The sequence below is a fragment of the Natronolimnobius sp. AArcel1 genome, from assembly GCF_011043775.1.
Classification (GTDB): Archaea; Halobacteriota; Halobacteria; order Halobacteriales; family Natrialbaceae; genus Natronolimnobius.
This window is the reverse complement of record NZ_JAAKXY010000001.1, coordinates 402,296-426,414: the sequence shown is the minus strand read 5'-3', so window position 1 is coordinate 426,414 and position 24,119 is coordinate 402,296. Positions and strand designations below refer to the sequence as shown.

Genomic DNA, 24,119 nt, shown 5'->3' with positions numbered 1-24,119 from the left:
CCCTTCCTCAAACTGCGTATGAACGTCTCTATCGTCGGCAGCGGCTACGTCGGCACGACGATTGCCGCGTGTCTCGCCGACCTCGAGCACGACGTCGTCAATATCGAAATCGACGAGGACATTGTCGACGCGATAAACGCAGGCGAGGCACCGATTCACGAGTCGGGCCTCGAGGAGCGCATCGCCGAACATGCCGGGTCGTCCCTGCGCGCGACGACGAACTACGACGAGGTTCGCGACACCGATATCACGCTGCTCTGTCTCCCGACACCTCAGAGCGAGGACGGCAGCCTTGACCTGGCTCCAATGCGGGCTGGCTCGGAGATGCTCGGAGACGCACTTGCGGACAAAGAGGACGACCACCTCGTGGTCGTCAAGAGCACGGTCCTTCCGGGGACGACCGAGGACGTCGTCGCGCCGATTCTCGAGGAGCACACCGGAACCGAGATCGGCGACGGGATCGACATCGCGATGAACCCCGAGTTCCTCCGGATGGGGACCGCGGTCGAGGACTTTCTCGAGCCAGATAAGGTGGTCCTCGGCGCGCAAACGGACGAGGCCGCAGCCACGCTTCGCGAGCTGTATGCGCCAATTCTCGAGCGTGAGGAGACGAGTCTTGTCGAGACCGACATCCGCGAGGCTGAGTTGATCAAGTACGCGAACAACGCCTTCCTCGCGTCGAAGGTGTCGCTGGTGAACGAACTCGGAAATATTTCGAAGGAGTACGGCGCGGACGCCTACCAGGTGCTCGAGGCGGTTGGACTCGATGACCGCATTTCGTCGCGGTTCATGCGCTCGGGGCTAGGCTGGGGTGGCTCGTGTTTTCCGAAAGACGTTGCGGCGATTCGGGCGGGTGCTCGAGCGCAAGGCTACGAGCCTGAACTGTTGGATGCCGTTGTCGGACTCAACGACGAGCAACCGCGCCGGCTGGTCGACCTGCTTGCGGACCACGTCTCGCTGTCGGAGGCACGAATCGCTGTCCTCGGCCTGTCGTTCAAGCCGGGAACTGACGACATCCGCAAGTCGCGCGCGCTGGACGTGATCGAGTCCCTGCTCGAGCGCGACGCGTCAGTCGTGGCCTACGACCCGGTCGCCGTCGAGAACGTTCGCGAGCAGTACGACTTCGATATCGAGTACGCCGACTCGACCGAAAGCGCACTCGAGGGCGCAGATGGAGCCGTCGTCGCGACGGACTGGCCTGAGTTCGACGACCTCGCGTTCGATGGGATGACAACTCGTGTACTCGTCGATGGCCGACGGATCGGCGTTGATGAGGACGCCCTTGAGGTATATGAGGGACTGACCTGGTAACGACGACTGTTCTCGGTGCTCACTGTCGGTGTGTGGTCAACTGGTTGCTGACTGTGACACTCTGGCTTCGAGAACGGTCACAACATGTTACGCAGCGATCAATCAGTACGCTTTTGCGCCCGTAGGGGAGAGTGACAGGCGATGGATGATGATGCGGTTCGTGCGGATGGCGGCGCTCACGACAACGGCGGGGAGGTCCTCGCCATGAGCGAACGGACGCAAACGCGCGACATCTCCGCCGATGACGTCTGTATTCTCATCCCGACGCTCGATGAGGCCGCGACGATTGGCGACGTGATCGACGGCTTCTACGAGGAAGGGTTCTCGACTGTCGTCGTCGTCGACGGTGGCTCGAGCGACGAGACGCAAGAAATCGCCAGCGAGCGCGGCGCGCAGGTGCTTGTTCAGTCCGGCGATGGGAAAGGGCAAGCGGTCCGCGAAGCTGTCGAGTACATTGACGTGCCATACGTCCTGATGCTCGACGGCGACGGGACGTACGATCCCACAGACGCCGAACGGATGCTCGAGCCACTGGCGCAGGGCTACGAGCACGTCATCGGCAACCGGTTTGCGGATATGGACGATGATGCGATGAAGGCGCTGAACGGCTTCGGCAATCGGATGATCAACCGGGCGTTCCGATTTATCCACGGCGCGGACTACGAGGATATTCTGTCGGGTTATCGGGCGTTTACGCTCGAGTCGTTCGAACGGCTCTCGCTCGATTCGGATGGCTTTACGATCGAGACGGAACTCGCCGTCGAGTGTGTCAAACACGGTGTCGATACGACGGTCGTTCCGGTCAGTTACAGCGCCCGTCCCGAGGAATCCGAGACGAACCTCCACCCGATCAAAGACGGCGGCACGATTATCCTCGCGCTGTACTCGCTTGCGAAGACGAACAACCCGCTGTTTTACTTCGGGAGCCTCGGCGCAACAGGAATCGTCGCAGGCGGTGCGATTGCGACCTACGTCCTCTGGCGCTGGCTCCAGTACGGAATTGGACACGAAATCCTGGCGCTGGCGTCGGCCGCAGCAATCTTGCTCGGCGTCCAGTTGCTTATGTTCGGTGTCCTCTCGGATATGCTCGTGAGCTTACACCGCGAGCAACGCCGGCGCTTAGAACAGATTACGCGGGAGGCTCGTGACTCGAGAGCCTCCGAGTCTCGCCGGCGCGAAGAGGAGTAAGGAGAACACACGCGTCCTCTCACTGTGATTGTGGTGCAGTTAGCGGACAGTGGTCACTCAGAACGGCAACATCGAGCGCATCTGTTGAAAAACGCCGCCAGAGTGTTCTTTCCGGTAGGCCTCGAACGGTTCGTGAAGTTCGTTGAGGAGTTCCTGACGGGACCGAAACTCGGTCGCGTCGACTTCCTCGAGCATTGTGTGCAGTGCGACGTTGTTTCCGTGGACATCGTATGCGACTTGCTCATGTCCGAGTTCGGCAGCAACGTCGTCTTTCGATGCCGGGAAGGAGAGGTCGGTGCGTCTGAGTGTGGCATCAACGGCAGCGATGCCGAATTCGATACTTTCGGGGTCGTCATTGTCTCCGTTCGAAGGTGGCCGAACGCCCATACGTGTTCATTGGCGTGCGAACGATAAAAGTCGCTCCGAAGACAGGCCGAGACATGGCTGTGGTCTGGGGTGGGTGGACTGTCACTGTCGGTATGCATTTGGGCGCTGCAGTACATCAACCAGTATGACCGAATACACGACGGTTTCGATCCCGAAAGACCTTGCAAACCGCGTCGACGAAACGATCGAAGGAACGAGTTTTCAAAGCACGAGCGACCTCGTGCGCTTTCTGCTGCGCAGTATCGTCATCCAGCATCAGAAACAGGGTGAACTAACCGAAGCCGAGTTCGAAGAGATTACTGAACAGCTTCGTGGCCTAGGATACCTCGAGTAGTACTGTCTCTCTGTTACTCAGAGAGCGACTGTTCTGGCGGCTGGGCATCAATGACCTCGAGTGGCAGGCGCTCGCCGCTTCGGTTGAACGCGCCGAACGTGTCCTCGCTGAGTTCCCACGGCGGTACAGCCACGAAAATCACTTGCGCGAGGTCGTCACGTTTCGTCACCTCGAGTTCGCGAACGGGGTGAGAGACGAATTGGCCCTGTGCCTGGCGAGCAGGCGTCGAAAGGTCGACGCCGAAGACGGCGTTGACCGCGTTTCCGGGATCGGGAAGGAAGAAATCCGTGAAGACTGGCGTCTCCGGTGGAATCGTGTCTGCACCTTCTAGTTCGGCTGCAGGTGTGATCGAGACGCCGGTCGTCACGCGGTCAGGGTCGGCGTCGCTGGCCAGATCAAGCAAGACATCGACGAGGGCGTGCGTGATATAGACCACAATGAACGTATGCACAGCACGTAGTTAGCTGTATTCCCCGCGAATGCCCTGGAATAGGCGGACTCAGAACGGCAAAGCGCGCCAAAGCGTACCGGCGTAGACTCGAGGCATTCGTCGTCGCGACGTTGCCAGTGCATCCTCGAGCGCCTCGCTCGCGTTCGAGTGCACGCCGGGTCCGTGACCGACGAGAATCCGGTCGGGGGCGAACCCACCAAGTGCCTCTTGTGGTGGCATCGGTCGCTGCATCGGATGAACGCCGAGGGGTTCCGAACCCGCACAGAAGTACTCGACCGTGCCGACGGATTCGGGGACGACGAGCGTTCCGTCGTCTGGATTGTAGAGGGCGACCTCCTTCCAGAAGCGGTTTTCGACAACCGTGTGCGCCTCGAGTCCCGTCGTCGAGAGTTCGTCACGGAAGCGAGCAACTGGAGCCTCGAGATCGTTGCCGGTGATGTCGTCGAAACTCTCGGGGAGAAAGACGGGGACCTCGTGGCGGTTTGCAATCGCGGCCGCATCGCGGGTGTGGCGATCAAGGAGGACGACGACACCGGTCACGTCTCCGTATTCGCCGAGCAACTCGTCGAGCCCGTCGGCGTCGACCGGGTCGATCACCCAGACGTCGCCGTCGATTGTGAGGGCGTGGCTTGCCCGCTGCATCGTCTCGTCGGGATGGGCGATCCAAGTGACGCCGTTTTCGAACTGATCGACTACCGTGAACTCGTCTGCACGCTCGTCGACGCGGAGTGCCATACCGTCTGTACGGTCTGCGGGCGTATAAACGACTGCGCGTTCGGTCGTGCTCAGACTCGAAAGGCGAGCAGAGACGACTGAATAGTGGCACTGGAACTATAGCGCTCACGCGAGTACCGTATGTATGCTCACTGGTCTCGCCTGGCTCGCACTCGAGGTCAAATCTCTCGAGCGAGCCGAATCGTTCTACGCTGATCTCCTCGAGTTGTCCGCTCACGAGCGTGGCAAGCGGGAACTCGTCTTCGCGGCTGGCGAGACTGATTTCGTGGTTCGCCGACCTGATTCGGTCCCGCGTGGCGGAGTACACACCCACTATGCGTTCTCGATTCCGGCAGACGAATATGACGAGTGGTGGGACCGACTCTCGGAGGCCGGGTACGACCTCGAGGAAGCCAAATTCGGGACCTCAAAGTCGCTGTACCTGTACGATCCGGACGGCAACTGCGTCGAACTCGGCCAGTCGGACGTTCGGGGACCGGGAATCGACGGCATCTTCGAGGTCGTTCTCGAGGTCGAGGACCTCGAGCGATCAGAGGGGTTTTACGCCGCACTCGGGTTCGAAACGGTCGATACGGGGTCGGATCGCGAGCGCGTACGGATGACGCTCAACGGCGTTGCGCTCGAACTCTGGGAACCACACCTCGGCATCGCCGACGCCCGCGGCGGCGTCCACGTCGACCTGGGATTCGAAACCAGCGAGCCGACGGCCGCGCTTGAGGCTGTTTCGGATGCCGTCCAGCAGGTCGACCACGTCGCTGACGAACGGGTTGTCGTACGCGACCCGGACGGACACATCATTACGTTCACTGTGTAACCGCTGGGATCACGGCGGGGGACAGACTCAAGAGACGGACTGTTTCAGGGCAACACTGGCTCGAGACGGCAGAACAAACGAGTGCGTTAGAGACGGCTGGTATCCACGTCGATTCCCGGCGGCGTCACGATCAGGAAGCCACGGAAGTGAACCAGATTTCCGCCCGATTCTTTTACATCGCGGGCGAATCCGCGCGCGAGTTCGTTGACTTCACCGTCAACATAGAGGATCAACACGTTCCCAGCACCGATTGCCTCGAGCCACTTCTCGTCGGATGTATCGCCGTCCAGCACGCCAAGTACGATACTTCCCTCGAGTTCGAACTCCTCTTCGATGTGCTCCTCGACGGTTCGCAAGTCGAGGTCGAAATCGCTCATATCGCCAGCGTCGAACCGGGATAAGAAAAACGTTCGCCTCTCTCGATGTGTCGACATGATCGAGAGCGGGCTGTCACACCCGAGTCGTCTTCGAGTCGTCCGTGAAGCGCCGAATCGTCCGTGTTGCGCCCAGCACGAGAGAGACCGTCACGCTCGAGGACTCTTCAGTGGCCAAATAACTACCTAAGAACTTCAGAAATAGAAAATAGGAGTTTTCTACCTTGTAGCGCGTCCGACAGTGGGCAACTGTCCACCAACAGCGCGCGCCAGCGCGTTCGGCTCGGTATCGGGGGCAAATGGCACCTACTGTCGGACCCAGACGGTGTTTCGGTGGCGTTCGACTGGTATGATAATAGTCCATACAGAATGTATAAGGGCGTTTATGTCGTGCGATTTTTTGATATCTGTGTCTCTCTGTGGCGTGGTAACTCATCGATTTGGACGGGTGTCAGCGGTACATTTATATATGTTGTCGCACCTCGGATTTGGATACAATGTCTTCACACGACGCCTCGTCCTCTGACACCAGTCAGGGGGGTCGAGTTCTTCCAGGGCACGTTAGATTCCACTGACGAAATAGAGTCAGCACGTGTCTTCGATACCACCCTCCGGGATGGTGAGCAGTCGCCCGGGACTTCGTTCTCGTACGACGACAAACGGCAGATCGCCGCGATCTTAGATGAGATGGGCACCCACGTCATCGAGGCAGGGTTCCCCGTCAACTCGGACGCGGAGTTTGAGGCCGTTCGTGATATCGCGTCTTCGACACAGACGACGACCTGCGGGTTAGCCCGCGTCGTCGACAAGGACATCGATGCGGCGCTGGACTCCGGCGTCGAGATGGTACACACGTTCGTCAGTACCAGCGATGTCCAGATCGAAGATTCGATGCACGCCACTCGAGAGGAGGTAGTACAGCGCGCAGTCGAGTCGGTCGAACGCATCACCGAGACGGGAACGACCTGCATGTTCTCGCCGATGGACGCGACGCGAACCGACGAACAGTTCCTGATCGACGTGATCGAAGCGGTCACCGAGGCCGGCGTCGACTGGATCAACATTCCCGACACCTGTGGCGTCGCCACGCCGACGCGGTTCCGGGCCATGATCGAGAAGGTCTGTGCCCACACTGACGCACGGATCGACGTCCACACGCACGACGACTTCGGGCTGGCCACCGCCAACGCGCTGGCTGGCATCGAAGCCGGTGCAGATCAGGCACAGGTGTCGGTCAACTCCATCGGCGAGCGGGCCGGCAACGCCGCCTACGAGGAGTTCGTGATGGCTGTCGAATCCCTGTATCAGACCGATACGGGCATCGACACGACCCGCATCACGGAACTGTCGGAAATCGTCGAGGAGAAAAGCACCATCGAAACGCCGGGCAACAAGCCCGTCGTTGGCGATAACGCCTTCTCCCACGAAAGCGGAATCCACGCCGCTGGCGTCATCGAAAACTCCGACACTTTCGAACCCGGCGTCATGACCCCCGAAATGGTCGGCGCCGAGCGGAAACTCGTCATGGGCAAACACACCGGCACGCACTCCGTGCGCGAGCGCCTCCACGAGCGTGGATTCGACCCCACCGAGGACCAGGTCCGCGCCGTGACTCGCCGCGTCAAAGACTACGGAGCCGAAAAACGCCGCGTCACAGTCAGTGACTTAGAGCGCTTTGCCGAGGAAGCCGACGTTGACCGCCAACAGGAAGGAGAGGAGGTGCGCGCCTGAGCGATGTCTTCCCCGTTTGCCTCCGTTCGCGAGCATCGGCTACGGCGCTCGCAACCGAACGATGCGAGTCAGGCAGCGCGAATCGGCCGCTCGACTCACAAGGATTATATGGCTCGAGCGTCCTACATCGTCAGTAATGACGAACCGCGCTTCCCTGTCGGCTCATCTGGGCGACAGCAGCGCGCTCGCGCCGATTCGTATTGTAGGGGCGTCCTCGCCCCATCCCTAGTACTTCGTTGTTCCGGACCCGAACGCGTATCGTTTTCAGAGCGATCAGCCACACCCACAATGAGATCACACCAGCCATCCGGACCAACCGCTCGCCACATCGCGGCGGGGGAGAATTGATGAGCGAACGCGCAGCCAAAATCACACCGACAGACGACGATGAACAGGCAGACGACCAGATAACAGACAGCGCCGCACCGGACGCTGCGACCGAGACTGAGGCCGAAGCCGACAGCGAGTCGACGCCGAAGCCGGTCACGAACGGTGCCGAGTCCGTGATTCGTGCACTCGAGAACGCAGGCGTCGAGTACGCCTTTGGCGTGCAAGGCGGGGCGATCATGCCCGTCTACGACGCGCTGTACGATTCGGACATCACGCACATCACGATGGCCCACGAACAGGGCGCATCGCACGCAGCCGACGCCTACGGCATCGTCGCGGGGAAGCCGGGCATCTGTCTGGCAACCTCGGGGCCAGGTGCGACGAACCTCGTGACTGGGCTCGCGGACGCCGACATGGACTCTGACCCAATGGTCGCGCTGACGGGCCAGGTCGCGACGGATTTCGTCGGCAACGACGCCTTCCAAGAGACGGATACGACAGGCGTCACAACACCAGTGACGAAGGATAACACCTTCTCGACCGATCCGGACCGCGTCGGAACCGATGTCAGCGAAGCGTTCGCACTCGCAAGCGAAGGACGACCAGGCCCAACACTGGTCGACCTGCCGAAAGACATCACGAAATCTGACACCGAGGTCGAGCCAGACGCGCCGAAAACGCCTGACACCTATGAGGTCCAAGAGGAGGCCGACCCGGAAATCGTCGCGGCTGCAGCCGAACGGATCGAAAACGCCGACCGCCCGGCCTTGCTGCTCGGTGGCGGCGTCATCAAAGCCGAAGCGAGCGATGTCTGTCGCGAGTTCGCCATCGAACACGAGATTCCGGTCATCACGACGATGCCCGGCCTCGGCTCGTTCCCCGAAGACCACGAACTCTCGATGGAGATGGCCGGCATGCACGGCACCGGCTACGCCAACATGGCGATCACGCACTGTGACACCCTGATCGGCATCGGAACCCGATTCGACGACCGCCTAACTGGTGGCATCGAGACGTTCGCCCCTGATGCGGAACTGATCCACATCGACATCGATCCCGCCGAAATCTCGAAAAACATCCACGCGGACTATCCACTGATCGGCGACGCCGCGACCGTCGTCGAACAGCTGCAAGCGGCCGTCGACTCTTCGCCACAGGCGACAAAGTGGCGCGCCCAGTGCCAGCAGTGGAAATCTGACTACTCGATGGCCTACGACGCGCCCGAGGACCGGCCGGTTCAACCGGAGTTCGTCGTCGAAGCCCTTGACGAGGCGACAAGCGACAACGCCATCGTCACGACTGGCGTCGGCCAACACCAGATGTGGGCCTGCCAGTACTGGACCTACACCGAACCACGCACGTGGGTCTCGAGTCACGGGCTCGGGACGATGGGGTACGGACTGCCTGCAGCAATCGGCGCACGCGTCGCAGCCGATGACGATCAGGAGGTCATCTGCATTGACGGCGACGGCTCGTTCCTGATGACGTTACAGGGCCTGTCCGTTGCGGTCCGCGAGAACCTCGACATTACCGTTGCAGTGCTCAACAACGAGTACATCGGGATGGTCCGCCAGTGGCAGGACGCCTTCTTTGACGGGCGTCACTCCGCCTCGGATTACGGGTGGATGCCCGAATTCGACAAACTCGCCGAAGCCTTCGGCGCACAGGGCTATCGCATCGACGAGTACGACGATGTCGCAGACACGATTCAGGAGGCCATCGCCTACGACGGTCCCTCCGTGATCGACGTTCACATCGATCCGCAGGCAAACGTCTACCCGATGGTGCCAAGTGGCGGCGACAATGGCCAGTTCGCACTGACGGAGGACCAGCTATGACTGACGAAACATACCAGCAGGGCCTCGAGGGTCCACCACCGGAAGAGCGCCCAACGCCAGCGGGACGGCGAAACAAACAAGGAATTCGTATCGACCCCGAAGTCGAAGCGACCCACGAACCCCGCCGAACCGTCATCTCGGCGCTCGTCAAACACGAACCCGGCGTGCTCGCTGAAGCCTCGGGACTGTTCTCGAGGCGGCAGTTCAACATCGAGAGTTTGACAGTGGGGCCCACGAAAAACGACGACCGTGCGCGGATCACGGTCGTCGTCGAAGAGCCCGACCCCGGGATCGACCAGATCAAAAAGCAGCTCCGAAAGCTGCTGCCGGTCATCTCGGTTCGGGAACTCGAACCGGATGCGATGCGCCGGGAGTTGGCGCTCGTGAAGGTCGACGCGCACGATCCCGCTGCGGTGAACGCCGTTGCGGACATGTACGACGCGAAAACGGTCGACTCGAGTCCGGAAACGGCGACGTTCGAGATTACGGGTGCGCGCCAGAAGATCAATGCCGCGGTCGAGACGTTCAGCCAGTTCGGCATTCGGGAGATTTCCCGGACCGGGCTGACGGCGCTTGCACGCGGCACTGACGAGACGGCAGCAGCCCCGAGCACAGACGACGCTGCATCGACCGCCGACAAGGCGAACCAACAGCAGACCCAACAATACACGCAGACAACAACAGATGACTGACGAATTCACCACCGAGATCTATTACAACGACGACGCAGACGTATCGACGCTTGACGACGAGACCGTAGCCGTGCTGGGCTATGGGAGCCAGGGCCACGCACACGCGCTGAACCTCCACGAGAGCGGTGTTGACGTGATCGTCGGGCTGCGCGAGAGTTCGTCTTCGCGCTCGGCCGCCGAGGAAGACGGTCTCACCGTCGAGACGCCAGCCGAAGCCGTCTCGCAGGCCTCTTACATCTCCGTGCTCGTTCCCGACACCGTTCAGGCAACGGTCTACGAGAACGACATCGAGCCAAACCTCGAGGATGGCGACACGCTGCAGTTCGCCCACGGGCTGAACATCCACTACGACCAGATCGAGCCATCCGCAAACGTCGACGTGACGATGGTTGCACCGAAGAGCCCGGGCCACCTCGTCCGGCGCAACTACGAGAACGACGAAGGGACGCCCGGCCTGCTCGCGATCTATCAGGACACGACCGGCAACGCCCAAGAGCGTGCCCTCGCATACGCGAAGGCAATCGGCTGTGCCCGCGCTGGCGTCATCGAGACGACGTTCCAGGAAGAAGTCGAATCCGACCTCTTCGGCGAGCAGGCTGTGCTGTGTGGCGGCGTCACCGCGCTCGTCAAACACGGCTACGAGACGCTCGTCGACGCAGGCTACTCGCCCGAAATCGCCTACTTCGAGTGCCTGAACGAGCTCAAACTGATCGTCGATCTGATGTACGAAGGCGGCAACATGGAGATGTGGAACTCCGTCTCTGACACCGCCGAATACGGCGGTCTCACCCGTGGCGACCGAATCGTCGACGACACCGTCCGCGAGAACATGGAAGAGGTCCTCGAGGAGGTCCAGAACGGCGAGTTCACGCGTGAGTGGATTCTCGAGAACCAGGCTGGTCGCCCAAGCTACGGACAGCTTCGACAGGCTGAACAGGAACACAACATCGAAGAAGTCGGCGAGCGACTGCGTGCGCTGTTTGCGTGGGCAGACGAAGACGCCGACGCTGAGGCACAGGAAGTTCCAGCAGACGACTAATCCGGAGATGACACGATGAGCGACAATCAGAACGACACACCACGAACGATGGCCGACGTCAGCCACTCGAACCCCTACACGGGGCGACGTGCTGGCCACCTGTTCCATCGCGGCCCGACGGTCGCGGCGGACGGCGGCGAAGCGGACGCTGCTGCTGACAGGACTGACGAGGAATCAGAAACACGAACGATGGCCGAGGTTGAACACACCCCGCCACACGACGCCGAGGACGCAAACCGCGTCTTCGAGCGCGGAAACCGATCTGTAGAGGACGCAGAATGAGCGAGGGCACGCTCTACGACAAGGTCTGGGACGAACACAAGGTCACCGAACTGCCAACCGGCCAGGACCAGCTGTTCATCGGCCTGCACCTCATCCACGAGGTCACCAGTCCACAGGCCTTCGGCATGCTCGAGGAACGTGACCTCGAGGTTGCGTTCCCCGAACTGACCCACGCAACGGTCGATCACATCATCCCGACGGCGGACCAGTCTCGCCCCTTCGAGGAGGACGCCGCCGAAGAGATGATGTCCGAACTCGAGCAGAACGTCCGCGATGCGGGTATCGAGTTTTCGGACCCAGAAAGCGGCGATCAGGGGATCGTCCACGTCGTCGGGCCGGAGCAGGGACTGACCCAGCCCGGCAAGACGATTGTCTGTGGCGACTCCCACACGAGCACGCACGGCGCATTCGGCGCACTCGCGTTCGGGATCGGAACCAGCCAGATTCGGGACGTGCTCGCAACGGGCACCGTTGCGATGGAGAAACAGAAGGTACGAAAAATCCAGGTCGACGGCGAACTCGGCGACGGTGTCGAAGCGAAAGACATCATCTTAGAGATCATCCGCCGACTCGGGACTGAAGGCGGCGTCGGCTACGTCTACGAGTACGCCGGCGAGGCTATCGAGAACCTCGGCATGGAAGGCCGAATGTCGATCTGTAACATGTCCATCGAGGGCGGCGCTCGTGCGGGTTATGTCAACCCTGACGAGACCACCTACGACTGGCTCGAAGAAACTGATTACTTCCAGGAGAATCCGGAGAAGTTCGACGAACTCAAACCGTACTGGGAGTCGATCCGGAGCGACGAGGACGCCGAATACGACGACGTCGTCCACATCGACGCGAACGAACTCGAGCCCGTCGTCACCTGGGGAACCACACCAGGACAGGGTATCGGTATCACGCAGCCGATTCCAGCGCCGGAAGACCTGCCAGCGGATAAGCAAGATACTGCACGACGCGCACAGGAACACATGCGCGTCGAGCCCGGCGAGACGATGGAGGGCTACGATATCGACGTTACCTTCCTCGGCTCGTGTACGAACGCTCGACTGCCTGATCTGCGACGCGCAGCGGCGATCATCGAGGGTCGTCAGGTTGACGACGACGTTCGCGCGATGGTCGTTCCCGGCAGTCAGCGCGTTCAGGAGGCCGCCGAGCAAGAAGGGCTCAAAGACACCTTCGAGGAAGCCGGCTTCGAGTGGCGAAACGCCGGCTGTTCGATGTGTCTCGGCATGAACGAGGACCAACTCGAGGGTGACGAGGCCTGTGCCTCCTCCTCGAACCGGAACTTCGTTGGCCGTCAGGGCAGCAAGGACGGCCGCACCGTCCTGATGAACCCGCAGATGGTCGCCGCGGCGGCGATCACTGGGGAGGTTACTGACGTGCGCGAACTGAAGGAGGTGACGACAGCATGACCGACGACGGCGACGAAGTCGAGATTCCAGAAGTCGACTACGTATCCGGCTCGGGCGTCCCGATCCGTGGCAACGACATCGACACCGACCAGATCATCCCGGCGCGCTTTATGAAGGTCGTCACCTTCGACGGACTGGGCGAGTTCGCCTTCTTCGATGTCCGCTTCGACGATGACGACAATCAGAAAGACCACCCGTTCAACGAGGCACAGTTCCAAGACTCCTCGGTGATGGTCGTCAACAGCAACTTCGGCTGTGGCTCCTCGCGCGAGCACGCCCCGCAGGCGCTGATGCGCTGGGGCATCGATGCAATCATCGGCGAGAGCTTCGCCGAGATTTTCGCGGGCAACTGCCTCGCACTCGGGATTCCAACCGTCACCGCCGACGCGGAGACGGTTCAGGAACTGCAGGACTGGGTTGATCAAAACCCCGATCAGGACCTCGAGATCGACATTGAGGCTGAAACCGTCACCTATGGCGGGGAGACCATCGACGTGACCGTCGACGACGCCCAGCGCAAGGCCCTTGTTGAGGGCGTCTGGGATACGACGGCGCTGATGAAGTCCAACGCTGGCGAAGTCCAGAAAAAGGCCGAAGAGTTGGCCTACGTCGACGAGTCGGCGATTCCACGCGCTGACTAACGGATACGGAGCCGTTTTCGATCGACTCGAGCGGACGATTTTCTCCTCGCGTTTGTTTTGCTGTCACGCAGGGAGTGATAATGCAATCATCAGTGTAACAGCCATGTTTAACCGCACTGACTGTCTCCAATTCGATAATGTCTGTCGCGCAGAGCGGTCGGCGAACGCGTGCCGGGGTGGTGACGACCGCAGTCCTCCTATTTACAGTTGTCCTGGGTGTCGCACTTGCTGGGGGCGTCGGAGCGATACAGCCGACCGGTGACGAGGCGACAGCGCCAGCCCCAATCGACGACGAACTCACCGAGGCGAACGGAACCGTTTCTGTACTCGTTCGCCTCGAGGCGTTCGACGAGACACACGCTGAGACAAGCGCGGACTCCATCGCTGCGCGACAGAGCCACGCAGAGACGAGCCAGCAGCCACTCGAGCAGTATGCGAACGCAACTGAGGGAATCCACCTCGAGCGTGGCTTTTGGGTCACGAACGCCGCGCTGGTGACGGTCGAGACGGATCGCGCGGAGTCGCCACTCGAAGACCTAGCGCGACTCGAGGTCGTGCGTGGACTCGAGGCCGACGAAGAGGTGACGCTCTCGAGCGCTGTGACGGCTTCGCCGGCAGCAACAGGAGGCGCTGGTGAGGCGTACACAGACGGCCTCGAGACGATTCGCGCCCCCGAGGTCTGGAACGACTTCCACACGAGGGGTGACGGTACCACGGTTGCCATCCTCGACTCCGGCGTCGACGGTGAGCACGCTGATCTCGAGATCGATGGCTGGAAGGACTTCAGCGACGAGCCCGCAGCCGACCCGGTGGATTACGATGGCCACGGCACTCGTGTCTCCGGGATTGTCGGTGGTGGCAACGAGAGTGGGAGCCACATCGGCGTTGCCCCCGATGCAACGCTGTTGCACGGGGCTGTCGCGACCGACTGTGACGACCGCTGTCGCGCACAATCCTCGAACGTGTTAGCAGGTATCGAGTGGGCACTCGCCGAAGATGCGGACGTTATCAGTCTGAGTCTGGGGTGGCAAAATCCCGGCCCAGCGACGGTCAACGCACTCGAGAACGCACGCGAGACGGGAACGGTCGTCGTCGCCGGCGTCGGCAACGGCGGGGAGGGAACCTCACTTTCGCCGGGGAACGCTGCGGACGTGATCAGCGTCGGCGCGGTGGATCGCCGCGACCGCGTGCCCTCCTTTTCGGGCGGCGAGAAGATCGACACGGCAGCAACGTGGGGCTCACACGCCCCTGACCACTGGCCCGACAGCTACGTCGTCCCGAACGTCGTCGCTCCCGGTGTCTCTATCGAGACAACAAACGATGGCGGTGGCCACACTCATGCTCGCGGGACCAGCATGTCCGCACCACACGTCGCCGGTGCAGTCGCACTCGTCCAGGCCGGAACCGCCGAAAACCTCGAACCCGACGAGATCAAATACGCACTCGAGACAACCGCCTGGAAGCCCGACGGAGAGCCCGACGAGACGGATACGCGCTACGGCGACGGTATTATCGACACGTACGCTGCACTCGAGGCAGTTGGCACGCACGCAACACTCGAGGGAACCGTCCGCGACGCTGAAACCGACGGTGCGCTGTCGAACGTCTCGGTCGAAGTCAGTGCCGACGAAACAGTGTACGAGCGAACCACGGATACGAACGGCACGTTCAAACTGCCCGGTCTCGAGGGTGACCGGGAGTACACGATCACTGTCGAAAAGCCCGGCTACGATACGATGACGGAGACGAAGACGATTCCGGCTGAGACGACGGCGGACCTCGACGTGTCTCTCGCCGGCAGCGGATCAATCGAAGTCGATGTGACAGACGATCACTTCGGTGAGGGGATCGAAACCGCGACGGTCGAGGCGGTCAGCTCGAGCGGGACGTACACGGGCTCACATACCGGAAACGGGAGCTATCGACTCGAGAACGTACCGACGGAAAGTGAGTACAACTTGTCCATCACCGCGATGGGCTACGGTGATTCCGAGCGGACCGTCTCGGCGATGACGGACACCGACGATACTCGTGCTGAAACAGTCACGCTCGTCGGGGACGCTACTCTCGAGGTCGCCGTCGAAACCGAAGACAGCGAGCCGATTGAGAACGCGACCGTCTTGCTCGAGCGTGATGGCGCTAACTTCGAGGCCGGGACGACCGACAACGCTGGCGCGCTCGCGGTGACAGTTCCCGGCACCGGAGAGCGCTACGCACTCGAGGCGGTCGCACCTGATTCGTCGTTCGAGTCAGCCAGTGTTGAGACCGATTCCGTGGAATCTGGGGAGACAGTTGCCGTCACGGTGGCGCTGTCTGAGCCGCTGCCGGTTTCAGGCTTTGGCGTCAGGATCACGGCCATAGCGTTCCTAACGCTCGTACTGGCTGTGGCTGCGCGCGGCCATGTCGAGTCGTCGTGACTGGTCTCGGATCGTGATTTCTCAGTGAGGAATCCATACCGTAGTTTTATCTGTCTGTTGGCCCCCTCTACGGACATGGAGTGGCGATCCGATACTCGTGCGGCCAGTACGCTCACCGAGATACTACTCTGGGGGATCGTCGGACTCATTGCGCTGATGGTGGTGATTACGATTGTCTCGGCAATCGTCTCCGCCGTCGTTGGCCTGCTGATGGCGCTCATCCCAATCCTGGTGCTTGGCGCACTCATCTACCTCGCAGTCGCGTATCTCCGCAATAAGGATTCGATGAGCAACGCGAGCAACTACGGCCTCGACTCACTCGGTGGGAGCAGTCCTGAGACATCGACCCCGCAAAGTCCACAGGACCGCCTCACCGAGCAGTACGTCCGCGGCGAGATTTCGGAAGAAGAATACGAACGCCGCATCGGAGAGTACGTCGACCGCGAGTCCGGCGGCCACTCGAGTTCGTATGGTTCGTCTGACTACGACACCGACCGATCCCGCAGCCGAGAGTTCGAGCGATAATCCGACCAGTTGCTCGCACACATCGATACCCTCTTTTTGGCGCCCACTCGAGATGGGAGCATGACTCACGAAATCGCCGTTATCCCGGGCGACGGAATCGGTCAGGAAGTCACTCCCGCCGCTGTCGACGTCCTCGAGGCACTCGAACTCGACTTCGAGTTTGTCGAGGCTGACGCAGGCGACGCGGTCAAAGCAGACACTGGCGAGGCGCTGCCACAGGAGACGTACGATCTCGCGGCCTCGGCCGACGCGACGCTGTTCGGTGCAGCCGGCGAGACCGCAGCTGACGTTATCCTGCCGCTTCGTGACGCAGTCGACTCGTACGTCAACATTCGGCCCGCGAAAGCCTACCCCGGCATCGACGCGGTGCGACCCGAGACTGATCTCGTTTTCCTCCGTGAGAACACCGAAGGTGTCTATTCGGGCATCGAAGACCGGCTCACGCAGGACGTTGCGACGCTGACCCGCGTCGTCACCGAATCTGCCTCCGAGGATCTGGGAGAGTTCGCCTGCGAGTACGTCGAAGACAACGACTACGACGGCTTCACGATTGCGCACAAGGCGAACGTCATGCGCGAGACGGACGGCGTCTTCCGCGATACGATTGCCCGTGTCGCCGACGAAAACGGCGTCGACGCCGACGAGGTGCTGATGGACGCCTTCGCAACCCGCGTCTGTCTCGACCCCGAGCAGTTCGACGTGATCGTCTGTCCGAACCTTGCGGGCGACGTGCTTTCGGACCTTGCGGCCGGTCTCGTCGGCGGCCTCGGCTTGCTTCCAAGCGCCAACGTTGGCTCCGAGCGCGCGCTGTTCGAACCCGTCCACGGTACCGCCCCCGATATCGCCGGCGAGGGCGTCGCAAACCCCGCTGCAACAATCATTTCAGCCGCTATGCTCCTCGAGTACCTCGGCTACGACGAGGAGGGGCAGGCAGTCCACAACGCCGTCGAGGCCACGCTCGAGGAAGGACCACGAACGGCTGATCTGGGCGGCGATGCTTCGACCGAAGACGTGACCAACGCGATTATCGACCGACTCTAAGAGGTGTCGCCTCGTTTCGTCTCGAGGTCGACGAACGGGGCTGTTTGGATTGGAATTGTATTCTTTCACAAAACATATTTTGGCAGCTGCGGAACCGGCCCGCCCTCAATGCGGAGACGGTAGGGACCGACAGACACGAGAGCAGAGAAATACTGCTATTTAGATATACGGTGTGAAACATCAGTATAGTATTAGTTTTCCCGAGAAAATCTCCCAGTTGACCGGCCCGGAGATTCGCAAGAGTATTGGCGGGAAAACTGCGATTATCGCATCAATACGGTTGTATAACCCCGAATACGATGGGCGTGTCCCTGTCACAGACGTAAACTTGGCAAAAACCATTTCTGAGGAGGAATCACAGTATAACTCTAGAGTTTCAATCAATATTGGTCATATAAGAGAACGTTATTGATGGAGAATGCCGAATCTGTGGGTTTGTTACTAGGTTTCACTCCGCACTTAGTTTGAGCCTATCAATCATCGTACTGCAATAGGGTACAATTTTAGTGATACTATTTGAATTGGTAGTTATACTGGGGAACAACAGTGAGACGATCCCGATAAGCATCTCTACTGCGTTACGCTGGCTCGTCGACCATCTCGAAACGAGCGGCCGGCAAGCACGGTGTCGGTTCCATCGGCAACGGTGACAGGCCCGACATTTACAACCATATGTGTGTAATTTAAATTCTCGCTCGAGTCACTCCCAGTCGAGAACGGATACCGCCATGTGCGATAGTGAGACGGTGTGTAAAGCCGTTTTTTAGTCGTTTCCGTAGGTCGACGCCAACATTTCGTATACTGGATGCAGTTGTAGCCATCGTGTAGTGACCAACTCGAATCGCATGATTAGAAAAATGAATTTCGGCAAGCGAGGAACGTGTTGTGTGGCCACGTCTCGTCGTCTGTTCGCCCATTAGGGGAGACAGTCGTGCTTAGCGACCGTCGGATCCCTGTCTATTCAAACAACGGCTCACCGGCGTGAGTGAATCCTTGAGTTCTATCCTGGAAGGCTGTTCTGTATAGCTCTAAGGGATTGTTCTACCATGTGGGACTGGAGTCGTGTCCACGTTCGAGACCCGGAAAACTACCCGTCACAAATGTTCGACAATTGTCGTAGCAACGTTTTAGTAATCCGCGATACTGATCGCTCATATGGAATACACATGCCCACGCTGCTCGCAGGCGGTCCCGGCCGGTGCACCGACGCTGGTCTGCAAACAGTGCGGATTCACGCCAAAACACGGCGCTGATTGAATTCAACTGGTTCCTGATTCGACCCTCGTCACTCACTCGAGGCGGACGCGTGCGACCGCTGACGGCTCGAGCGAGAGAGACAGCGTTCCGTCGTCGACTGTCTGTTCGTCCTCATCGATTGCGTAGCTCTCGAGGTCATTCCAGTCGTACCACGTCTCAGGCGCGTCACCAACGCCGTCTTGTGGGTCGTGCGGGTCGTCAGTCGGGTACTGGATGACGACGCTCGCATCGGAATCGTCGAATTCATCTGGAACCTCGAGCGTCACGTCGGCGTCGCTGCGAAGGTTTCGATTCGTGAGGAAGGCACAGTAGGCGTCAGTATCGGGCGTCGCAATCGCGGTGACGTCGACGTAGGAGACGTCGTCCTGTTTGCGGATTCGAACGCCAGTTTCGGGGAGGTCTCGTGTCAGGCCGTCGACTGACGTATCGATTACTTGCCAGGTTCGTTCACCGTCGAAAACGGTGGCGTACAGCGAAAGCGTGTACCCGACCGGAAGGAGTGGATTCGGGTTGGCCGGGTGATCGATGTGTTCTGGTGGGAACATGCGAACGGGAAGGTGCGTGTGGCTGGCTCGCCGGAGCCGGTCGCTCTGCCGGATGAACGCGTTGAACATCCCTGCGATGTAGGACGCGCCGGCCATTGTTGGCATCCCCGGCCACGGATCGCCGTCGGCGACTGTTGGGTACAGACCCCACTCGCCGATGAAAAACTCGAGATTCTCGAGGCCGTACTCTGTTTCCGCTCGCACAGCGGTTTCATCGATAAGCTCGCCGAACTGCGTTGGGAACGAGAGCAGGACTTCGTTGTAGTCGAGCGCGTCGGCATCATTGTCGTCTTTCCACGCTTCGACGCTGCCGGGGTCCTCGTCGCGAATGCCCCAATTGTACCGGTGCATGCCGATACCATCCATTTCCTCGCCGACGATTTCGAAGAGGGCGTCGTTCCAGCCCTCCGGGTCGGGCAAATCCTCATCGCCGTACATCGGGTCCAGACCGTCTGGAATCACCGTAATCGAGTCATCAACGGCCGTCATCGCGTCGATAAACTCGAGGGCGCGCTCGGCAAAGGCGCCGCCGTCGTGGGTGCCACCGGCTTGCCAGTCGCCCCAGACCTCGTTACCAACCTCCCAGACCTCGATATCGAACGGCTCTTCGTAGCCGTGTTCGGCACGCAACGCACCGTACTCGGTATTCGTATCACCGTTACAGTACTCGACCCAGTTGGCTGCGTCTTCGGGCGTGATCGGCTCGGGTGGCTGGAACTCCCGCTCAGGATCATCGACGGTGACGCCGACCGTAATTGTCGGTTCGACATCTGTGAGCTCGCAGAACTCGACGTACTCTGCGGTGCCCATTAGGTTCGGATCGAGCCCATTCCAGACCACGTTCGGCCGAATCGGTCGCTCCTCGATGGGACCCACACCGTCTTCCCACAGGTAGGTACTCGTGACGTTGCCACCGGGCCATTTCAACAACGAGACGTTCCGGTCGTCCATCAGGTCTATCGTCGTCGGGTTAAATTTCCCTTCGACCGCGTCATCTGGCATGAGCGACACCCAGTCAAGATCGAGCGTTCCCGTTCCCTCCGCAACGATCTCGAGGACGTACTCCCCGTACGGCGAGGCGAAATCACCCTGTGCGCCGCCCTCGAGTTGACTCCCGCTTTCGGCCTCGAGCGCGAGTTCGGCGCCCTCGAAGCGCTGCCAGTCAGCGGCAAGTCCGTCGACTGTCTCGCTTGCGAGTTCGTCGCCGTCGGGTGCTGTCAGTCGAACCTCGAGCGCCTCAAGGTCCTCGCTGCGAGCAGAGATGGCGAACTCGTAGGTGAGCGTCCGCCAGTCTGGAAGGGGAATCTGCTGGCGCAGCCCTGCAGTTTCGTCCTCGAGTTCGAGTCGCTGGAAGGCGTTTTGTGGCTCCTGGTCGACCTCGGGCCAGCCGCCATCTGAGTCCCAATCCTCGAGGCCACGGACACCACCGTCGTCTGGCAGTGCAAAGGCGGCGTCGCCGATCGGTTCCCATGGGAATGGGATATCGTCGTACTCGCCGACATCGTCGAAGCCGTAGACGTGAGACGGAATATCTGATTGAACCTGTCCCCAGGCGACGAAAGACGTGTTCGTCACGTACTCAGCGTAGATGCCGGGGTAGATCTCGTGATCGCCGTAGTGTTCAGCGAAGCGGCCGAATAGCGTCCGTGGAACGTCTCGGTCGTTTTGCTCGTCCGGATCAACGGCGATAGTTGTCTCGAACGACGCTGGATGGTCATCGTCGTCACTCTCACTCGAGTCGTCGTCATCGCCGTCCGCAGCATGGTCGTCGCTGTCGGTGTCGTCCGACCCGAGTTCGCTACAGCCGGCTACAAGGCCTGCAAGGGCTGTGGCCTGCAGTCCAAGGCACTGTCGTCGATACGTCGACCTCGTCGGTACGGAACGATCGTGTTGATCCGCCATGCCATAAATTCATAGCCAACTATTATAATAGTTATCACGTCTCGAGTGAGTTACGCTTCGAGGGCGGTTTCGAGTACCCGCTCGAGGAGAAGCGATGCCATTGGCTGATCGTTCTGAGTGGCATCCACTTCGGGCTCCGTGCCAGACTCTGAGTCAGCGAGCGCGTCGGCGAGTCGGAACGTACAGAGGTGGACGCTCCCAGCACCATACTGTCGGCTCGCGATCGTGGCAGAGGGGTTCGCTAGCCAGCCCTCAATCGAGCCTACGTCGACGTCTTCGGCAGGAACGTTCGTCGCGACGGTGTACGGATACAGCCCCTCGAGTTCCCAACCTGGAACTCGGCCAAGCAGCGCCTCGAAGTCGTTGTCGACGGTGTACAGCAGGGAGGCGACGAGATTCCAGCTTTCGTCTTCGGGCAACTCACGATAGTCGAAGACCGTCTCGTCGGCCACGGTGCCCTCGCGATTCGCGAGGAGGAGCACGTCCCCGCCATCGTCGGCGTACTCGAGCACTGCATCCGTCGTTTCACTCACAATCGCGAGGTCAACGCCAGTGCCACCGGTGTCAGTGAGGTCGTCGACGATGGTTACACCGCGGCCCTCGAGTGTATTCTCAATCGCCGGTCGCAGCGCCGGCCCGACGTAGATCGACGTGTCTGCGCTCTCGGCCGAACGGCGGCCCTCGTTGACTGCTGCGTTGGAGACGACGGTCACCGTTCCGTCGGTTCGAACCTCTCCGTACTCGAGCGTTGCTGTCACGGTCGTCGTCGCCGTCGAACGATCCGTCACCGCAGCCGCGTCGACCGCGATAACTGACTCGAGGCGAGTTGTCGAGGCTGGGTCAACTGTAACCGTCTGCTGTCCGGTGTGGTCACCACACTGCCACGAGAGCGTCTCCTCGAGGTGCTCGTCCGTGTCGTTGACGATCACGGCATCCGCTGTGATCGTGCCGTCATCCCAGACGACGCGTGAGTCGAACTCGAGGAAGACAGCGATGGGAGCGTTGATTTGAGCGAACCGGTCCGTGACAGTCTTCGGGTTTCGGCGGTAATCAAGGATGCCGTTGAACTCCCACTCGATATCCGAGAATTCGGTGATGACGTAGCCCGAAATTTCGTCTCGAGTGCGCATCTGAGCGATCACGTCCACGTTCGAGCGCAGCTGTCGCCACTGCCACGCCTCGACCAGTTCCTCAAAGGAGTCAAAGGCAGCAGAAAGCGAGGTCTCCTCGAAGCGCTCGCGGTAGCCCTCGGGTCGTTTCAGCCCCTCCTCGAGAAACTCGTAGTCGAGCCAGGGCGGCTGGCCCTCGTAGGGGGCTTCGATTGCCGGCGCGTCACACAGTCCCCACGTGCCGAACTCCGAGATTACAATTGGTGCGTCCTGCGGGTCGGTTTCGGTCGCTGCGTAGTTTTCCTCGGGTTGGTCGCGGATTCGGTCCAGATCGGCTGCCCACGCCTCCGCACGGTCCGGGCTGACGAAATATCGGTGGTAGTCGTTGACGTCGGTGGCGACGTGGGCCCACCCCGAGTTATCGCAGACGAGTCGCGTCGGATCGCGCTGTTTCGTCTCGTCGTACAGGTCGGCAAGATACTGCTGTTTCGACTCGTTTTCCCAGAGCGAGGTCTCGACGTCCAGCCCCTGCGGGTTGCCGATCCCCCACTCCTCGTTGTAGATACTCCAGATGACGACGCTCGGCCGGTTGTAATCGCGCTCGAGCATTCCTTCGAGTTGCTCGCGTACCTCGCGTTTCGAGCGCTCGCTATGGACTGTCGGATTTGCCGGCTCCTCCCAGACGAGCAGCCCCTGTCGGTCTGCCTGCTCGAGAAAGTCGGGATGGGCCGGCTTGATGTGCTTTCGCAGGAGGTTGAAGCCGAGGTCTTTCGCGAGTTGTACCTCAGTTTCGAACCAGTCGTCGCCGAGCGGCCGGTACAGTGTCTCGGGGTAGTAGCCTTGCTCGAGTGCGCCCCGGATGAAATAGAGCTCGCCGTTCAGGTAGATACGGCCGTTTCGGGACTCAACGGAACGCATCCCGAAGTAGTCGGTGTGCTGATCGCACACCTCGCCGGAGTCGGTGTGTTCGAGATCCACGCGAACGTCGTACAACGCTGGCTCTTCCGGCGTCCAGTAGTCTGGGTCGTCGATCTCGAGCGTGACCGTCGCTGTGCCATCTGCTTCGAGTGACGTTTCGGCGTTGACAACGTCTGAGCCGTCACGCGAGACGACCACGCTTGCCGTGATATTGTCGGTCGCCGTTGCAGTCGTCTCGAGGTCGATAGCGACGCTATCTGTCTCGAGGTCTGGCGTGGCACGCATCGTCTTGACCCGCGTTTCCGGGACGAGGGCAAGCGTCACATCCTGCCAGATGCCGCTGACGCGCTGATACCAGGGCTCGCCCTGTTTGCCGTGTGGAATTTCGCGCAGGTCCTCGGGGTCGGTGACCGCGACGACGATGGTGTTCTCGCCGTCCTCGAGCGCGTCGGTGGCCTCGAGTTCGAACGGCAGGTAGCCACCACGATTCGAGCCGAGTCGCTCGCCGTTGACCCAGACCGTCGCCTCGTAGTCGACCGCACCGAACCGCAGCAATGCTCGAACGTGCTCGTCGCTGTCGAGAGCGCCGGACTCGAGGTCGACCGTCCGGCGATACCACGCCGTTCCCGTGTACTCCCGGTAGGCCTCGAGTTCCTGCCAGGCGTGGGGAACCTCGACCGGCTGTGTGCGGTCGGGCCACTCGGTGCCCGGTTCGTACCACGCCTGTTCGTCGCCGCTGTTGTTCGGGTCCGTGACGAACTGCCACGTGCCGTTCAGTTCCGTTTCCCGTCGATACTCGTTCGAATATTTCATTGGATCTTCAAAAGCCGTCGCGTGGTC

The 24,119-nt window shown here is 60.7% G+C and carries 20 protein-coding genes; 14 read left to right on the top strand and 6 right to left on the bottom strand.

Going from position 1 to position 24,119, the window contains the following annotated elements; translation table 11 throughout:
* Positions 1-18 precede the first annotated feature (18 nt).
* A complete protein-coding gene (gene aglM, locus G6M89_RS02015; RefSeq protein WP_165160123.1) occupies positions 19-1,311 on the top strand; it encodes a UDP-glucose 6-dehydrogenase AglM in 1,293 nt (430 codons plus the stop codon).
* 141 nt (positions 1,312-1,452) lie between these two features.
* Complete coding sequence (gene aglJ, locus G6M89_RS02010; protein ID WP_165160122.1) at positions 1,453-2,499, top strand: S-layer glycoprotein N-glycosyltransferase AglJ; 1,047 nt, start codon at positions 1,453-1,455, stop codon at positions 2,497-2,499.
* 57 nt (positions 2,500-2,556) lie between these two features.
* Here aglJ and G6M89_RS02005 read toward each other — a convergent pair whose 3' ends face one another.
* Positions 2,557-2,886, bottom strand: coding sequence for a hypothetical protein (locus tag G6M89_RS02005; protein WP_165160121.1), 330 nt, complete (start codon positions 2,884-2,886; stop codon positions 2,557-2,559).
* Between the two features lie 124 nt (positions 2,887-3,010).
* On the opposite strand from G6M89_RS02005, the gene G6M89_RS02000 reads away from it, so the two are divergent.
* Positions 3,011-3,220, top strand: a complete 210-nt coding sequence (locus tag G6M89_RS02000; protein WP_004216700.1) for a ribbon-helix-helix domain-containing protein — start codon at positions 3,011-3,013, stop codon at positions 3,218-3,220.
* A 13-nt stretch (positions 3,221-3,233) separates the two neighbouring features.
* On the opposite strand, the gene G6M89_RS01995 is transcribed toward G6M89_RS02000, so the two are convergent.
* Entirely contained in the window at positions 3,234-3,656 is a 423-nt protein-coding gene (locus tag G6M89_RS01995) for a hypothetical protein (RefSeq protein WP_165160514.1), read from the bottom strand.
* 63 nt (positions 3,657-3,719) lie between these two features.
* Positions 3,720-4,406 (bottom strand): hypothetical protein, encoded by a 687-nt coding sequence (locus G6M89_RS01990; protein ID WP_165160120.1) that lies wholly within the window; start codon positions 4,404-4,406, stop codon positions 3,720-3,722.
* Between the two features lie 124 nt (positions 4,407-4,530).
* Here G6M89_RS01990 and G6M89_RS01985 point away from each other — a divergent pair, with 124 nt between their 5' ends.
* Positions 4,531-5,220, top strand: a complete 690-nt coding sequence (locus G6M89_RS01985) for a VOC family protein (protein WP_165160119.1) — start codon at positions 4,531-4,533, stop codon at positions 5,218-5,220.
* A gap of 86 nt (positions 5,221-5,306) precedes the next feature.
* On the opposite strand, the gene G6M89_RS01980 is transcribed toward G6M89_RS01985, so the two are convergent.
* Entirely contained in the window at positions 5,307-5,597 is a 291-nt protein-coding gene (locus G6M89_RS01980) for a DUF5779 family protein (protein WP_165160118.1), read from the bottom strand.
* Positions 5,598-6,116: 519 nt separating this feature from the next.
* Here G6M89_RS01980 and G6M89_RS01975 point away from each other — a divergent pair.
* From G6M89_RS01975 to G6M89_RS01930, 10 genes are all read left to right on the top strand, one after another.
* The gene (locus G6M89_RS01975; protein ID WP_206335434.1) at positions 6,117-7,325 is read left to right on the top strand and encodes a LeuA family protein; all 1,209 of its coding nucleotides are present in this window, start codon (positions 6,117-6,119) and stop codon (positions 7,323-7,325) included.
* A gap of 347 nt (positions 7,326-7,672) precedes the next feature.
* Positions 7,673-9,493: a biosynthetic-type acetolactate synthase large subunit gene (ilvB, locus tag G6M89_RS01970; RefSeq protein WP_165160117.1), complete on the top strand. Its 1,821-nt coding sequence runs from the start codon at positions 7,673-7,675 to the stop codon at positions 9,491-9,493.
* Positions 9,490-10,185: an acetolactate synthase small subunit gene (gene ilvN, locus G6M89_RS01965; RefSeq protein WP_165160116.1), complete on the top strand. Its 696-nt coding sequence runs from the start codon at positions 9,490-9,492 to the stop codon at positions 10,183-10,185. Before ilvB ends, ilvN begins: the two co-directional genes overlap by 4 nt.
* Positions 10,178-11,224: a ketol-acid reductoisomerase gene (ilvC, locus tag G6M89_RS01960; protein WP_165160115.1), complete on the top strand. Its 1,047-nt coding sequence runs from the start codon at positions 10,178-10,180 to the stop codon at positions 11,222-11,224. Before ilvN ends, ilvC begins: the two co-directional genes overlap by 8 nt.
* A 15-nt stretch (positions 11,225-11,239) precedes the next feature.
* Positions 11,240-11,506 (top strand): hypothetical protein, encoded by a 267-nt coding sequence (locus G6M89_RS01955; RefSeq protein ID WP_165160114.1) that lies wholly within the window; start codon positions 11,240-11,242, stop codon positions 11,504-11,506.
* Positions 11,503-12,924: a 3-isopropylmalate dehydratase large subunit gene (leuC, locus tag G6M89_RS01950; protein ID WP_165160113.1), complete on the top strand. Its 1,422-nt coding sequence runs from the start codon at positions 11,503-11,505 to the stop codon at positions 12,922-12,924. Before G6M89_RS01955 ends, leuC begins: the two co-directional genes overlap by 4 nt.
* Complete coding sequence (gene leuD / locus G6M89_RS01945) at positions 12,921-13,565, top strand: 3-isopropylmalate dehydratase small subunit (RefSeq protein WP_165160112.1); 645 nt, start codon at positions 12,921-12,923, stop codon at positions 13,563-13,565. Before leuC ends, leuD begins: the two co-directional genes overlap by 4 nt.
* Positions 13,566-13,702: 137 nt before the next feature.
* On the top strand, positions 13,703-15,982 hold the full coding sequence (locus tag G6M89_RS01940; RefSeq protein ID WP_165160111.1) for a S8 family serine peptidase: 2,280 nt from the start codon (positions 13,703-13,705) through the stop codon (positions 15,980-15,982).
* Positions 15,983-16,057: 75 nt separating this feature from the next.
* Positions 16,058-16,507, top strand: coding sequence for an SHOCT domain-containing protein (locus G6M89_RS01935; RefSeq protein ID WP_165160110.1), 450 nt, complete (start codon positions 16,058-16,060; stop codon positions 16,505-16,507).
* A gap of 60 nt (positions 16,508-16,567) precedes the next feature.
* Positions 16,568-17,548, top strand: coding sequence for an isocitrate/isopropylmalate dehydrogenase family protein (locus G6M89_RS01930; protein WP_165160109.1), 981 nt, complete (start codon positions 16,568-16,570; stop codon positions 17,546-17,548).
* A 1,289-nt stretch (positions 17,549-18,837) separates the two neighbouring features.
* Here the strand turns inward: G6M89_RS01930 and G6M89_RS01925 are convergent.
* On the bottom strand, positions 18,838-21,252 hold the full coding sequence (locus tag G6M89_RS01925; RefSeq protein WP_165160108.1) for an alpha-L-arabinofuranosidase: 2,415 nt from the start codon (positions 21,250-21,252) through the stop codon (positions 18,838-18,840).
* Positions 21,253-21,302: 50 nt separating this feature from the next.
* The gene (locus tag G6M89_RS01920; protein WP_165160107.1) at positions 21,303-24,092 is read right to left on the bottom strand and encodes a glycoside hydrolase family 2 protein; all 2,790 of its coding nucleotides are present in this window, start codon (positions 24,090-24,092) and stop codon (positions 21,303-21,305) included.
* Between the last annotated feature and the right edge of the window lie 27 nt (positions 24,093-24,119).

Bases quoted from the DNA above. Each gene is read 5' to 3' on its own strand.
- ilvB (WP_165160117.1), top strand. From the start codon at position 7,673: ATGAGCGAACGCGCAGCCAAAATCACACCGACAGACGACGATGAACAG.
- G6M89_RS01920 (WP_165160107.1), bottom strand. From the start codon at position 24,092: ATGAAATATTCGAACGAGTATCGACGGGAAACGGAACTGAACGGCACG.
- ilvN (WP_165160116.1), top strand. From the start codon at position 9,490: ATGACTGACGAAACATACCAGCAGGGCCTCGAGGGTCCACCACCGGAA.
- G6M89_RS01925 (WP_165160108.1), bottom strand. From the start codon at position 21,252: ATGGCGGATCAACACGATCGTTCCGTACCGACGAGGTCGACGTATCGA.
- G6M89_RS02000 (WP_004216700.1), top strand. From the start codon at position 3,011: ATGACCGAATACACGACGGTTTCGATCCCGAAAGACCTTGCAAACCGC.
- ilvC (WP_165160115.1), top strand. From the start codon at position 10,178: ATGACTGACGAATTCACCACCGAGATCTATTACAACGACGACGCAGAC.
- G6M89_RS01955 (WP_165160114.1), top strand. From the start codon at position 11,240: ATGAGCGACAATCAGAACGACACACCACGAACGATGGCCGACGTCAGC.
- leuC (WP_165160113.1), top strand. From the start codon at position 11,503: ATGAGCGAGGGCACGCTCTACGACAAGGTCTGGGACGAACACAAGGTC.
- G6M89_RS02005 (WP_165160121.1), bottom strand. From the start codon at position 2,886: ATGGGCGTTCGGCCACCTTCGAACGGAGACAATGACGACCCCGAAAGT.
- G6M89_RS01940 (WP_165160111.1), top strand. From the start codon at position 13,703: ATGTCTGTCGCGCAGAGCGGTCGGCGAACGCGTGCCGGGGTGGTGACG.
- G6M89_RS01985 (WP_165160119.1), top strand. From the start codon at position 4,531: ATGCTCACTGGTCTCGCCTGGCTCGCACTCGAGGTCAAATCTCTCGAG.
- G6M89_RS01930 (WP_165160109.1), top strand. From the start codon at position 16,568: ATGACTCACGAAATCGCCGTTATCCCGGGCGACGGAATCGGTCAGGAA.
- aglM (WP_165160123.1), top strand. From the start codon at position 19: ATGAACGTCTCTATCGTCGGCAGCGGCTACGTCGGCACGACGATTGCC.
- G6M89_RS01990 (WP_165160120.1), bottom strand. From the start codon at position 4,406: ATGGCACTCCGCGTCGACGAGCGTGCAGACGAGTTCACGGTAGTCGAT.
- leuD (WP_165160112.1), top strand. From the start codon at position 12,921: ATGACCGACGACGGCGACGAAGTCGAGATTCCAGAAGTCGACTACGTA.
- aglJ (WP_165160122.1), top strand. From the start codon at position 1,453: ATGGATGATGATGCGGTTCGTGCGGATGGCGGCGCTCACGACAACGGC.
- G6M89_RS01935 (WP_165160110.1), top strand. From the start codon at position 16,058: ATGGAGTGGCGATCCGATACTCGTGCGGCCAGTACGCTCACCGAGATA.
- G6M89_RS01980 (WP_165160118.1), bottom strand. From the start codon at position 5,597: ATGAGCGATTTCGACCTCGACTTGCGAACCGTCGAGGAGCACATCGAA.